We start from the raw sequence: 12,610 nt of genomic DNA, 5'->3' as shown, positions 1-12,610 counted from the left end.
CAGGCCTCAGCAGCCGCTCGGTTTGACTTTCTCCACTTCCAGGCCGAACCACGGACGCAAGCGCGTGCCGACGACGTTGCCGAGGAAGGCGCAGACCAGCCACAGCCAGCCGTGCAGGCTGCCCGAGATGATGCCGCTGAAATACGCGCCGATATTGCAGCCGTAGGCCAGGCGCGCGCCGTAGCCGAGCAGCAAGCCGCCGACGACGGCGGCGATGACCGAGCGGCGCGGGATGCGCCACACGGGCGCGTAGCGGCCGGCCAAGGCCGCGGCCAGCATGGCGCCCAGCACGATGCCGATGTCCATCACGGACGTCTTGTCTTGCGTCAGCGGCGCGGCCAGCGCGGCCGCGTTGGCCTTGGTCGACCAGTAAGCCCAGCTGGCCGTGTCGATGCCGACCACCGATGCGGCCTTCGCGCCCCACAGGGCAAACGCGGACGTCACGCCCCACGGCTTGCCCGACAGCGCCAGGGTGATGAAATTGAGCACGACGAGCGCGACGGCGCCCGCCACCAGCGGCCAGGGGCCGTGCAGCCAGGGCGACGCCTGTGACGGGCGCAGCGGCGTGGCGACGAGCTTGCCATGGCGGCGCTTTTCCACCAGCACCGTGATGCCGGCGATCAATGCAAAAACGATCCAGTTCAGCGCCAGCGCGGGCACCAGGCCCAGGCTTGTGACGAGGGAAATGGGTTTCAATTGCGGCAACGCCGTCCAGAACGGCATGTGCGCCGTGCCGATCACGGAGCCGACGATGAAGGCGGCCAGGGTGATGAGCATGCGCGTACTGCCTCCACCGACTGTATATAAGGTGCCGGAAGCGCAACCGCCGCCCAGTTGCATGCCGATGCCGAAGATGAAGGCGCCGAAGATGACGGAAGTGCCGGCGGGAGACACCAGGCCCGCGACGGGCGTGCCGAACAGGGTGCCGGCCGACAGCGCAGGGAAAAACAGCGCCACGCCGACAGCCAGCATCAGCATTTGCGCGCGCAAGCCGTCGCCGCGGCCATCGGCGATGAAGACGCGCCAGGCGGACGTGAAACCGAACGCCGCGTGATACAGGGTGATGCCGAGCAAGGCGCCCACCACGTACAGCGCGGACTGGGTGGCGCCGACGGTTTGCGCCAGATACCACGCGCCCAGCACGATGAGCACAAGCGCAACGCCCAGCGGTTTCGGATTGATATCGGTGCGCAGGCGTAGCGGTGAAGTTGCTGTATCGGACATGAGGAGTATGGGCGAGAGAAAAGGAAACACCATTGTAAACCCTACTCTCGCGCATGCCAGCGACTTGCTTGCGGATCAAGCAGGCTTAATGCCCCACCGAATGGAGCGACTTTTCGCCGCCAGCACGCACGGGGATGGGATTGAGGCGGTCCATCCGGCCGCTCAGGGCCGTCAAGCCGAATGCGCCCAGCACGACGATGGCGCCGATCCAGCCCGTGTGCACCAGGCCCAGGTGTTCCACGATCAGGCCACCGCCCCAGGCGCCGCCGGCGATGCCCAGGTTGAAGGCGGCGATATTCAAGCCCGAAGCGACATCGACGGCACGAGGCGTAAAGTGTTCCGCCTGCTGCACCACATACACTTGTAATCCTGCAACATTACCGAAGGCCACGGCGCCCCACAGCAGCACGGTGATGACGACGAGTACGGGATGCGGCGCCGTGAAGGTCAACAGCAGCAAAACAAACGCCAGCAGCAAAAAGATCCGTTTCAGGGCGCTGACAGGGCCCTTCTTGTCGGCCAGCTTGCCGCCCCAGATATTGCCGAACGCCACGGAGACGCCATACACGAGCATCACCGCGCCCACGGCGCCGGCGCTGAATCCCGACACTTGCTGCAGGATGGGCGCCAGATATGTAAATGCGATGAAGGAGCCGCCATAGCCGACGGCCGTCATGGCGTACACCAGCAGCAGCCGGGGCTGGCCCAGCACCTGCACTTGCTGCAGCAGGGACGCCGGCTTGCTGTGGGCGATGGTCGACGGCACGTACAGCAGGCTGCCGACAAAGGCGACCAGTCCCAGCGCCGAGACGGCGAGGAAGGTTTCGCGCCAGCCGAAATGCTGGCCGATGAAGGTGCCCAGCGGCACGCCCGTCACCAGGGCCACGGTCAGGCCCGTAAACATGATGGCAATCGCGCTGGCCGCCTTGTCCTTCGGCACCAGCGAGGTGGCGATGGTCGAGCCGATGGAAAAGAACACGCCATGCGCCAGACCCGTCAGGATGCGGGCGATGACGAGGGTTTCGTAGCCGGGCGACTTCCAGGCCAGCAAATTGCCCAGGGTGAACAGGACCATCAGCGACAATAGCAAGGTTTTGCGCGGGATCTTGCCCGTCAGGGCCGTCAGCACGGGCGCACCGACGGCGACGCCCAGCGCATACAGGCTGACCAGCAGGCCGGCCGATGGCAGGTTGACGCCCAGGTCGGCGGCGATGGTGGGCAACAACCCGACAATGACAAACTCGGTGGTTCCGATGGCAAAGGCGCTGAGGGTCAGCGCGAGCAAGGCAATGGGCATGACAAACTCCGATAAATGATGTTGGCATGCAGTATCGGGCTTTTCTTTGTGGCGAAAAATACCTCCTCGGGCAGATGATATTTGCGCCATACTCAACAATATCGTGTTCTGCTACACTGCATCGATCAATTACGGAGCGGTCGCATGAATTCAGAAAAACTGGCGCTGCTGGTCACGCGCGAAATGCCATATGGGAAATATCAGGGACGCTTGCTGGCAGACTTGCCGGGACACTACCTGGGCTGGTTCGCGCGCGAGGGCTTCCCCTCGGGCGAACTGGGCAGTTTAATTGCGCTGATGTACGAGCTCGACCATAACGATTTGCGCGGCTTGCTTGACCCCTTGCGCACGCGCAAGTCGCCGTGGCGGCCGGGAGAATAAGACGGGACTTAAATCGCGCGTAGCTTCTTCGCCAGCATGGCGCTGAACTCGCCATTTTCCACGATCTTTTGCAGTTCGCTGGCGCCACCGATGAGCACGCCGTTGACAAAGACCATGGGGAACGTCGGCCAGCCCGTCCACATTTTCAGCGCATTGCGCCGGTGCCACTGGTTCAGATAGCTGCCGTATTGCAGGTACTGGTAGGGCGTGCCCAGCACGTCGAGGATCTTGCGCGCCTTGCGGGGAAACGGATTGAGCGCCATGCCGACGACGACCACCTGGTGCGCGGCGATGGCCGCCTGCACGTCGCGCACGATGTCCTGGTGCTTGCTGCCGATCAAGGGGCGGGCGGCGGGATGAATCTGGGCTTCGTCAAGGATGGCGCGGGTCATGAAAGTCCTGGGGTGAGTGGCACGTGGCGTGCGGGTCACGCATTGTGCCACGCGCAATGGCTGGCGTGCGCTACACTGCGCCTCTTCTCCCCCTTCGTTTGAATATATGCAAGCCATCCCTCCCCTGCCTGAATGGCGCCGCACCCGCCGCCTGATCGGCTCGCTTCTGCTGGCCGCCAGTTGCGCCAGCGCCCACGCCGCCGATCCCGGGCTTGAAAGCGACCTGATCCACGCGCTGCACCTGAAACAGGGCACGACAGCCAGGGTGGGCACCTCCGGCAAGGCCATCCGGGCCTACATGCGCGAAGGCTACCTTGGCCAGCACCCCGACCAGCGCGCCGATTACACCGATTACTATCTGCTCAAGAAGCCGGCAAGCTTCATGGGACATGAACTGGTGCTCATCGAGGAAGAATACATCACGCAATACATCGGCTGCTGCGTCAGCCCCGGCGCAGGCGTCATTGTCAAGGTGCTGGGCAGCACAAAGACGCTGCAAGCGTTCGCCCGCGCCCAGCGCTGCACCTTGCGCGACCCCGTCGATATCCGGCATGAACTGAACGAGGTTGCCATCAAGACCAGGATGCCCAAGGGCCATTACGCGTCCTTGAGCTGCCGCGAGCGCGATGCCGAGCGCGAGGAGCAGTAAGGCGTGGCATGGCCGCCCGGCATCCACGCTGCGCAAGTTCGGTATCGCGACCTCAAATGATCGCTGCCGTCGAATACGGTGACCGGGTGTGCCAGCCCAGGCTCGCATACAGTTTCAAGCCATCCTCGGTTGCCACCAGCACACGCCGCGCGCTGCCCGATCGCTGCCTGGCCGCCAGCGCGGCGATCAGCGCCCTCCCCAGCCCCTGGCGCCGATGTGCGGCTTCCGTGACGATCCGGTCAAAGACAAAGGCGCCGGCATGTTCCACGGCATGGCCGCTGGCGGCGACCGAGCCATCACCGGTCAGAATACGCGCCGTCGTGATTGCCTGCGACGTTGCGACGACAAGCCGGTATCCGGCCGGCAGAGATGGCGCCGGCAGACTGCCTTCATGGGTCATGAAAAAGCCGCCAGGCAGCAATTGCCACCGAGGCGGCAAAAGGCGCAGCAATTGCTCGCCGGTACCGCACATCTTGATGAGAATATGCGGACGGTGAATCGAGGCTGCCAACGTGCTGATGGCTGCAACAGGCCCCGAAAAAACGTAGCGTCGGATTTCGCCTGGCAAGCCCGTCTCGACGCGCCACCCGCCGTGATCGGGTACGGGCGGCGCCAGCCCGCGCGCAATCGAGCGTGCCGCCAGCCAGGCGGCAAGCAGGCCGGGATCGGCCAGATGCGCATTTTCCTGCTCCTCCATCTCACGCTCCCTCATTCGTCCCTGCTGTCCCTGCTGATTATGCCAGAGTGAAATCGGCGCCTACCCCAGCGGCACGTGCAAGCCCATCTTGAGGCAGGTCAAGGCCACCGAGGTGCGGTAGCGCCGGATATTGTCGTCGCCGCCGAACAGCCGCTCCGTCAGCGCCTCATATTCGGCCATGCTGCTGGCCGTGATGAGCAGCAGGTAGTCGGCCTCGCCCGTGATGCCGTAGCACTGCTGGATGGCAGGCTCGGCCATGATGCGCGCGCGCATGCCGGCCGTGCGCAGCGGGTGCTCGTCGTGCAGATGCACTTCCACCGTCAAGATCAGCGGGCGGCCCAGGCGACTCGCGTCGAGCACGGCCACTTCCTGACGGATCACCCCGCTTTCGCGCAGGCGGCGGATCCGGCGCTGCACGGCCGGCGCGGACAAATGCACGGCCTGGGCGATTTCGCGCTGCGAAGTCGTGTTATCGCGCTGCAAGATATCGAGGATGGCCAGGTCGAAGGCATCGAGGTCGGGAGAAGGCGTGAGCGAAAGTTGCGTCATGGAGGTCAAAATGCAGTACAAATATCGGATCAGACACAATAAACTTTCACCATCCCGATATCAAGCCATTTATCACCATGCCATTACGCCGCTATTCCTCCTTCATTCCCCTGCTCGCCATCCTCGGCTCCGTCACCTGCCTTGGACTGGGCACCTCGTGGGCCAAGCACAGCCTGTTCCCGCTGGTCGGTGCGCAGGGCACCACGGCCGTGCGCGTGGGCTTTTCCGCCCTGCTGCTGTTGCTGTTCTGGCGCCCGTGGCGCTGGCAGCTGAGCCGCGCCGACCTGCGCACGGTGGCCCTGTACGGCGGCGCGCTGGGTTTGACCAACCTGTGTTTTTATATGGCACTGCGTACGATTCCGTTCGGCATTGCCGTGGCGATCGAATTTTCCGGCCCGCTGGCCGTGGCGCTGCTGGCCTCGCGCCGGCCGGTCGATTTCGTCTGGGTGGCACTGGCCGTGGCGGGACTGGCGCTGCTGTTGCCGCTCGGCCACGACGTCAGCAATCTCGATCCCACGGGCGTGCTGTTCGCCCTGGGCGCCGCCGTCTGCTGGGCCTCGTACATCGTCTTCGGCAAGCGCGCCAGCCATTTGCATGCGGGTCACTCCGTGTCGCTGGGCCTGGCGATGGCCGCGCTGGTGGTGGTGCCCGTGGGCGTGATGCATAGCGGCGCCGCCCTGCTCTCGCCCGTCGTGCTGGGCGTGGGCCTGGGCGTGGCGCTCATTTCCAGCGCGATACCGATCTCGCTGGAAATGGTGGCCCTGAAGCGGCTGACGCCGCAAGCGTTCGGCATCATGAGCAGCATGGAACCGGCCGTGGCCGCCATGCTGGCCTTCATCCTGCTCGACGAGCGGCTGGGTGCCGGGCAGTAGCTGGCCATCGCCATGATCATGGCCGCGTCGATGGGCAGTTCCTATATGGCGCAGCGCCAGAAACGCAATGCGCCGTGCGCCGCCGTGCATACCTGAACCTCAGTGCGCGGCCGCCCCCGCCACAGGGGCAGCCAGGTTGCGGCGCGCCAGCCACGCCAGCGGCAGCAAGGCGAGCAGTGCGGCCGCCACGCCGGCCCACGGTGACGATGCCATCAGCTGGCGCGAAACCATCAGCGCACCGAGCATGGAGCCGAAGGAAATGCCCAGGTTAAACGCGGAAATGTTCAGGCCCGAGGCGAAATCGACGGCGTGCGGCGTGTAGCGCTCGGCCGTGGCCAGCATGCCCGCTTGCAGGGCGGGCGACAGGCCGAAGGCGAACACGCCCCAGACGAACAGCATCAGCGTCATCATCCATGGCGAGCTGATGCTCAGGGCCACACCCGCTTGCGTGACGGCCAGCAACAGCAGCATCACACGCAAGGCTTTTTGCCAGCCCCGGTGGCTGGTCAGGTAGCCGCCCGCCAGGTTGCCGGCAAAGGTGGCGATGCCGAACACGATCAGCAGCGCGCTGGCCATGGTGGCGGAAAAGCCCGTCACATCCGTGAGGATGGGCGTAATAAAAGTAAACGCGGCAAAGCTGCTGCCGAAACCGAACGTGGTCACCGCCATCATGGTCAGGATGGGGCCGCTGCCCAGCGCCGCCAGCTGCGTCATGGCCTTGCCACCCTTGCCCTGCTGCAAGCCGGCCGGCAGCCAGCGCGCCATGGCGCCCAGGCCCACGGCGGCCAGCACGACGACGGCAAAAAACGGCAAGCGCCAGCCCATCAAGTTGCCGAGGAAACTGCCGAGCGGCACGCCGATCACCATGGCCAGGGTCAGACCCGCAAACATCACGGAAATTGCCCTGCCCGCCTGCGCCTTGGCGACCAGGCTGGCGGCCACGGTGGCGCCGATGGCAAAGAAGGTGCCGTGCGCCACGGCCGTGATGACCCGTCCCGCCAGCAACCATGCAAACGTGTGCGACAAGGCGGCCAGCAAGTTGCCGGCGAGGAAAACGCTCATCAGCCCCAGCAAGGCCGCCTTGCGCGGCAGGCGCGACATCAGCAGCACCAGCAGCGGCGTGCCGATGGCCAGCGCCAGTGCATACAGGCTGACCAGCGAGCCCGCCGATTCGATGGAAATCCGCAACTCCTTCGCGATGGTGGGCAAGATGCCGACGACGATGAATTCGGTGACGCCGATGGCAAAGGCGCCGACGGCCAGCGCCAGCACGCCCGGTGGCATGGAACTGGCTGGAGGGGAAACAGGGCTTGCGGTGGTCATGATGGCTCCAACAATGGTTCAAGCCGGCCAGTGTATCGATGCAAACGCTTTTGATATAGACTCTAGTAATGGAAACACCTGTGAAATGGATTCAATAATGGCCAGGCAAGACATCAACCGCGCGTTCGAGATGGCCGTGTTTGTGGCCGTGGTGGAAACGGGGGCCTTTTCCGCCGCCGCGCGCCGCCTGGCCTTGACGCCGTCGGCCGTCAGCAAGCTCGTCAATCGCCTGGAAGCGCGGCTCGGTGCGCGCTTACTCCAGCGCAGCACGCGCCAGCTGCACACCACGCCCGAAGGCGACGCCTTTTTTATCCAGTGCAAGCGCATCCTCGACGATATCGACGGCGCCGAGCGCGAAGCATCGCAGGGCGCGGCGCCGCGCGGGCGCTTGCGCATCAACTGTTTCGTGCCGTTCGGCGTGCGCCATCTGCTGCCCATCCTGCCCGAGTTCGCGCAGCGCTATCCCGACATCGTGCTCGACGTGGTCGTCAGCGACGCCATCGTCGACTTGCTGGAAGACCGCACCGACATCGCCATCCGCACGGGCCAGCTGAAGGCATCGAACCTGGTGGCGCGCAAACTCGGTGAAGATGCGATGGTCGTGGTGGCGTCGCCGGCGTACGTGGCGCAGCACGGCCTGCCGCGCACGCCGCTGGAATTATCCGAACACAATTTGTTGGCCTTCAACTTCCGCTGCCAGAATGAAACCTGGCCCTTCCTCGACGGGAGCGGAGGAAGCATGCAGGTGGCGCCGCAAGGCAATACCTGCGTCAGCGATGGCGAAAGCATGCGCCAGCTGGTGCTGGCGGGCATGGGACTGGGACGCTTTTCGCGCCAGCACGTGCAGCGCGATATTGCACAAGGTCAATTGGTAGAGGTGCTGCAGGACTACAATCCGGGCGATCGCGAACTCGTGCACGCCGTCTTCGTGGGACCGGGCCAGCAAGTACCGGCCCGGGTGCGCGTGATGCTCGATTATCTGCTGGAAAAGGTGAAACTGGGCGAACCTTAAGCCAGCGCTTCGTTCAAACGCAAGCGTCGGCCTTCGTCGAGCATCACTTCGAATTCGGCCGCCGGCACGGCAGGACTGAACAGATAACCTTGCAGCTGGTCGCAACCGAGTTCGCGCAGGAAGCGCATCTGCTCGGCCGTTTCCACCCCTTCGGCGACGATTTCCTGGCGCAGCTGCTGCGCCATGGTGACGATGGCGCGGGCGATGGCGCAATCGTTTTCCTCGAACGGCAAGCCGATGACAAACGAGCGGTCGATTTTCAGTGTGCTGATGGGGAATTTTTTCAAATACGCCAGACTGGAATAGCCGGTGCCGAAGTCATCGAGCGCCAGCGCCAGGCCCATGGCCACCAGCTGGTTCATGATGTCGATCACCTTGTCGGCACCGCGCATCAGCAGGCTTTCCGTGATTTCCAGCATGATCTGGTCGGGCCGCACCTGGTAGCGCTCGAGCACGGCCGCTATGCGCGCCGGCAACTGTTCATCGAACTGGCGCGCCGACAGGTTGACGGCGATGGCCGGCATGTGCAGGCCACGGTCTTCCCAGCTGCGTATCTGGCGGCAAGCCTCGTCCAGCACCCAGGTGCCCAGTTCCAGAATCAAACTGGTTTCCTCGGCAACGGGGATGAAGACGCCGGGCGAAACCATGCCGCGCATCGGATGCTTCCAGCGCAGCAAGGCTTCCGCGCCCACGATGCGCCCGCTGGACAGGCTCACTTTCGGCTGGTAATGCAGTTCCAGCTCCTTGTCGCCCAGGGCCAGGCGCATTTCGCTTTCCAGGCGTAAATGTTCTTTGGCCCGCCGGTTCATGTCTTCGCGGTAAAACAGGAAGGTCGATTCGATGGTCTGCCCCGCCTTGGCCACGGCCACGTCGGCAAAGCGGAACAGGGCCGGCGCTTCCAGGCCGTCTTCCGGATACACGGTGATGCCGATGCTGGCGCCCACGTGCAGCGCGTGCGCATCGATATTGATCGGCGCCTCCAACAGGTTGAGCAGTTTTTGCGCCACGTTCGCCGCATGTTCGCGCTTTTCGATATGCAACAGCGCCACGACAAATTTACTGTTGTCGACCCGCGCCAGGATGTCCGCGTCGCGCAGGGCGCCACGGAACAGCTGGCCGATGGCGATCACCAGCTGGTCGCCCACTTCGTGGCCCAGCGTGTCGCTGATGGAACCGATGCGGCTGATATCGATGACCATCAGCGCGCCATGCGTGCCTTGCCGTTTCGCTTCGGTCAGGCCCTGGCCCACCAGCTGGTTCAGCAGGCAACGGTTGGGCAAGCCCGTCAGGCTGTCGTAATTGGCCATGCGCTGCATGCGCGCCTCGGCATCCTTGTGCACCGAGATATCGGAAAACAGGGAAAAAACATGGCTGATCTCGCCATACTCGTCGCGCACGACGCTGATGGTGACGTCTTGCGGGAACAGTTCGCCATTCTTGCGCTTGCCGATGATTTCGCCGCGCCAGGAGCCATGCCGCCGCATGGCGGCGCGCACCTTGGCGCGGAAGTCGGGGTCGTGCACGCCCGAGCGCAGCAAGTCCGGCGTGCGGCCGATGGATTCGGCCGGCGAATAGCCGGTGATGCGGGAAAACGAACTGTTGATCGAGACGATGCGCTCTTCCGCGTCCGTGATCAGCACGGCTTGCTCGCTGTCTTCGATGATGCGCGCGTGCAACCTCACCTTGTCCACGTCGGACAGCGGTTCGCTCATGGCCGACAGGCGCACCGCCATGCCGCAAGCCTTGCCCGCCTGATCGTGTATCACGTGGCGGTGCATGCGCAGCCACGTCACCATGCCCGACTTCTTGCGCCGACGCACATCGGTGGCCACATCGCCCTGCTTGAAATGCAGTTCCAGCACGCTCGCTTCCGCGTCGTCTTCCGGATACAAAAACAGGATGTGCTGGCCCAGCGCTTCCAGTTCGGAATAGCCGAACATCTGTTCGGCGCCATGGTTCCAGCCGATCAAAAAGCCATCGGGATCGATTTCCAGCAAGGCGTCGGGCGGCGCCACGCGCACCATGGGCCGGCTGGCGCCGCGCAGCCGCTCCAGCTCTTCCTGCAGCCGCGCCAGGGTGGCGGCCTGCTGCGGCCCCGCCTGTTCGCGGGCGTCCTGGGCCAGGCGCAGGCACAGCGCGACCTTCGCCTCAAACATGGCAACCCCGTGCGCGTGCCAGGTCAGGGGAACATATCAGGGGCGCTGCGGTATGTGTAATCATCAAAATCCCACTATGGGGCATGCAAGTCGGAGCAGAAAGACGGTCGAAATACTATGAATATGGTAACTTAAAAATGTTGGCATATGTCAACATTTTAAGACCTACGCCGAATGGCCCGGCAAATGCTGCGCCAGACGGGCAAACACATCCGGTTCGCGCATGCGCGCCATCCACCAGCGCAACGCGGCGCCATCCTCGCCCACCCGCCAGGCCAGGTAAAACGTTTCCGACGGTTTCGGCTCTTCCACAGCCTTTTCCACCAACTGGCCGCGCGCGATGGCGGCGCGCGCGCACGGTCCCGGCAGGAAGCCAAAGCCCAGCCCCAGCACCTGATAGTCGAACTTGACCTGCATGCTCGGCACGCTCAAGGCATCTTGCCCCAGCAGCAGCCCAACCGTGCGCGGCGCCATCTGGCGTGCCGAGTCGGCCACCACCACGGCCCGGTGCTGCTGCAGGTGGCCACGCGACAACGGTTCCGCCACCTGCGCCAGCGGATGCGCGGGCGCCACGGCAAAGACGAAGTCGAGCATGCCGATCGGCTGCGCGATATAGCCGCCACCGGCCGGACCGTCGCCGGGCGCGCCCACCAGCAAGTCGACCCGGCGGTCCAGCAACGCTTCCCAGGTGCCCGACAGGGTGTCCTGCGACAGGCGCAAGCGCGTCTGCTGCGCCACGTCATAAAAGGCGCGCACGTCGTCGGCCAGGGCCACGGCGGAAAACATGGAATCGATGCCGATGGACAATTCCGTTTCCCAGCCGGACGCCACCCGGCGCACGCGGTGTTCAAGGTCCTGCGCCGCCTTCAGCAGATAGCGGCCCTCTTTCAGCAATTCCTGGCCGGCCGCCGTCAGCATGATTTTCGGACCATTGCGCCGGAACACTTGCACGCCCAGGTCGTCTTCCAGCTTGGCCACCGTATAGGAAATGGTGGACGGCACTTTATGCAACTCCTTGCCGGCCGACGAGAACGATCCGCGGCGGTCGATGGCGTCGACGATTTGCAAGGCATCCAGGCTCAGTCTTAACATTCGATTTTTTCGATCATAGTTCGCAAGATTTTCCGTTTTTCTTTCTGGAGTGGACGGCCTATACTTGCTCCATCGTACAGCGAAGGGCAGCATCGGCGCCACGGCAACTGCCAGGCAACGCTCCTTCGAAATTATCGCACATTCATTGATAGAAACGGAGTCCACCATGTTACAGATTCGTCACAGCGAAGAACGCGGCGCCGCCAACCACGGCTGGCTCAATTCCCACCACAGCTTTTCCTTCGGCAGCTACCACGATCCGCTGCACATGGGTTTTGGCCCCTTGCTGGTGATCAATGAAGACCGCGTGACGCCAGGCCAGGGTTTCGGCACGCACGGCCACCGCGACATGGAAATCATTTCGTATGTGCTCGACGGCGCGCTCGAACACAAGGACAGCATGGGCACCGGTTCCGTGCTGCACTACGGCGATGTGCAGCGCATGAGTGCCGGCAGCGGCGTGCGCCACAGCGAGTTCAACCATTCAAACACGGAGGGCTTGCACTTCCTGCAGATCTGGATCCAGCCGAACGTGACGGGCATAGCGCCCAGCTATGAAGAGAAACATTTTACGCCGGAAAGCAAACGGGGCAAGCTGCGCCTGATCGCCTCGTCCGACGGGCGCCAGGGTTCCGTGCTGATCCACCAGGACGCGGCCATCTACGCCAGCATCCTGCAGGAAGGCGAGCAGGCCGAACATGCGCTGGACGAAGGCCGCATTGCCTATGTGCACCTGATCCGCGGCAGCCTGGTGGTCAACGGCACGCCCCTGAAAGCGGGCGACGCGCTGAAATTGACCCAAGAGGCCGCAGTGACGCTGACGCAGGCCGAGGATGCCGAAGTGCTCGTCTTCGATCTGCCTCGATAAGGGTCGCTGGCCCAACGGGGCTTCGGCAAGGCCAGCCATCTTGTAAAAGGCTGATCCGGCCGCAATTAGAGGGGGTTCACCAGGCATTCCAGCCTTCA

12 protein-coding genes and 1 pseudogene are annotated in these 12,610 nt (G+C 63.9%); 5 read left to right on the top strand and 8 right to left on the bottom strand.

Annotation, left to right across the window (positions count from 1 at the left end):
* Window positions 1–6: 6 nt before the first annotated feature.
* Window positions 7–1,224: a YeeE/YedE family protein gene (locus tag KY494_RS26670; protein ID WP_219888808.1), complete on the bottom strand. Its 1,218-nt coding sequence runs from the start codon at window positions 1,222–1,224 to the stop codon at window positions 7–9.
* 85 nt (window positions 1,225–1,309) lie between these two features.
* Window positions 1,310–2,521 carry an MFS transporter gene (locus tag KY494_RS26665; protein ID WP_219888806.1) on the bottom strand — a complete coding sequence of 404 codons (1,212 nt, stop codon included), beginning with the start codon at window positions 2,519–2,521 and terminating at the stop codon, window positions 1,310–1,312.
* Window positions 2,522–2,665: 144 nt separating this feature from the next.
* Between KY494_RS26665 and KY494_RS26660 the strand changes: the two genes are divergently transcribed.
* Entirely contained in the window at window positions 2,666–2,902 is a 237-nt protein-coding gene (locus tag KY494_RS26660) for a DUF3820 family protein (protein WP_071076391.1), read from the top strand.
* 8 nt (window positions 2,903–2,910) lie between these two features.
* On the opposite strand, the gene KY494_RS26655 is transcribed toward KY494_RS26660, so the two are convergent.
* Window positions 2,911–3,294, bottom strand: a complete 384-nt coding sequence (locus KY494_RS26655; protein ID WP_219888805.1) for a glutaredoxin domain-containing protein — start codon at window positions 3,292–3,294, stop codon at window positions 2,911–2,913.
* Window positions 3,295–3,400: 106 nt separating this feature from the next.
* Between KY494_RS26655 and KY494_RS26650 the strand changes: the two genes are divergently transcribed.
* Window positions 3,401–3,943 (top strand): hypothetical protein, encoded by a 543-nt coding sequence (locus KY494_RS26650; protein WP_219888804.1) that lies wholly within the window; start codon window positions 3,401–3,403, stop codon window positions 3,941–3,943.
* Between the two features lie 52 nt (window positions 3,944–3,995).
* On the opposite strand, the gene KY494_RS26645 is transcribed toward KY494_RS26650, so the two are convergent.
* Both KY494_RS26645 and KY494_RS26640 read right to left on the bottom strand, forming a co-directional pair.
* The gene (locus tag KY494_RS26645) at window positions 3,996–4,640 is read right to left on the bottom strand and encodes a GNAT family N-acetyltransferase (protein WP_219888803.1); all 645 of its coding nucleotides are present in this window, start codon (window positions 4,638–4,640) and stop codon (window positions 3,996–3,998) included.
* A 60-nt stretch (window positions 4,641–4,700) separates the two neighbouring features.
* Window positions 4,701–5,189, bottom strand: a complete 489-nt coding sequence (locus KY494_RS26640) for an Lrp/AsnC family transcriptional regulator (protein WP_219888801.1) — start codon at window positions 5,187–5,189, stop codon at window positions 4,701–4,703.
* A 77-nt stretch (window positions 5,190–5,266) separates the two neighbouring features.
* Between KY494_RS26640 and KY494_RS26635 the strand changes: the two are divergent.
* Window positions 5,267–6,157 (top strand): annotated as a pseudogene (locus tag KY494_RS26635) (DMT family transporter).
* A 3-nt stretch (window positions 6,158–6,160) separates the two neighbouring features.
* On the opposite strand, the gene KY494_RS26630 reads toward KY494_RS26635, so the two are convergent.
* Window positions 6,161–7,384, bottom strand: a complete 1,224-nt coding sequence (locus KY494_RS26630; RefSeq protein ID WP_219888798.1) for an MFS transporter — start codon at window positions 7,382–7,384, stop codon at window positions 6,161–6,163.
* An 85-nt stretch (window positions 7,385–7,469) separates the two neighbouring features.
* Between KY494_RS26630 and KY494_RS26625 the strand changes: the two genes are divergently transcribed.
* Window positions 7,470–8,396, top strand: a complete 927-nt coding sequence (locus tag KY494_RS26625; protein WP_258194483.1) for a LysR family transcriptional regulator — start codon at window positions 7,470–7,472, stop codon at window positions 8,394–8,396.
* On the opposite strand, the gene KY494_RS26620 is transcribed toward KY494_RS26625, so the two are convergent.
* Both KY494_RS26620 and KY494_RS26615 read right to left on the bottom strand, forming a co-directional pair.
* Window positions 8,393–10,552 carry a bifunctional diguanylate cyclase/phosphodiesterase gene (locus KY494_RS26620; protein ID WP_219888796.1) on the bottom strand — a complete coding sequence of 720 codons (2,160 nt, stop codon included), beginning with the start codon at window positions 10,550–10,552 and terminating at the stop codon, window positions 8,393–8,395. The genes KY494_RS26625 and KY494_RS26620 overlap by 4 nt on opposite strands.
* A 165-nt stretch (window positions 10,553–10,717) precedes the next feature.
* On the bottom strand, window positions 10,718–11,644 hold the full coding sequence (locus KY494_RS26615) for a LysR family transcriptional regulator (RefSeq protein ID WP_219888793.1): 927 nt from the start codon (window positions 11,642–11,644) through the stop codon (window positions 10,718–10,720).
* 166 nt (window positions 11,645–11,810) lie between these two features.
* Between KY494_RS26615 and KY494_RS26610 the strand changes: the two genes are divergently transcribed.
* Window positions 11,811–12,512, top strand: a complete 702-nt coding sequence (locus KY494_RS26610) for a pirin family protein (protein WP_219888792.1) — start codon at window positions 11,811–11,813, stop codon at window positions 12,510–12,512.
* Window positions 12,513–12,610 lie beyond the last annotated feature (98 nt).

Source organism: Janthinobacterium sp. PAMC25594, from assembly GCF_019443505.1.
Lineage (GTDB): Bacteria > Pseudomonadota > Gammaproteobacteria > Burkholderiales > Burkholderiaceae_D > Janthinobacterium.
This window is presented reverse-complemented; position numbering and strand designations above follow the sequence as displayed.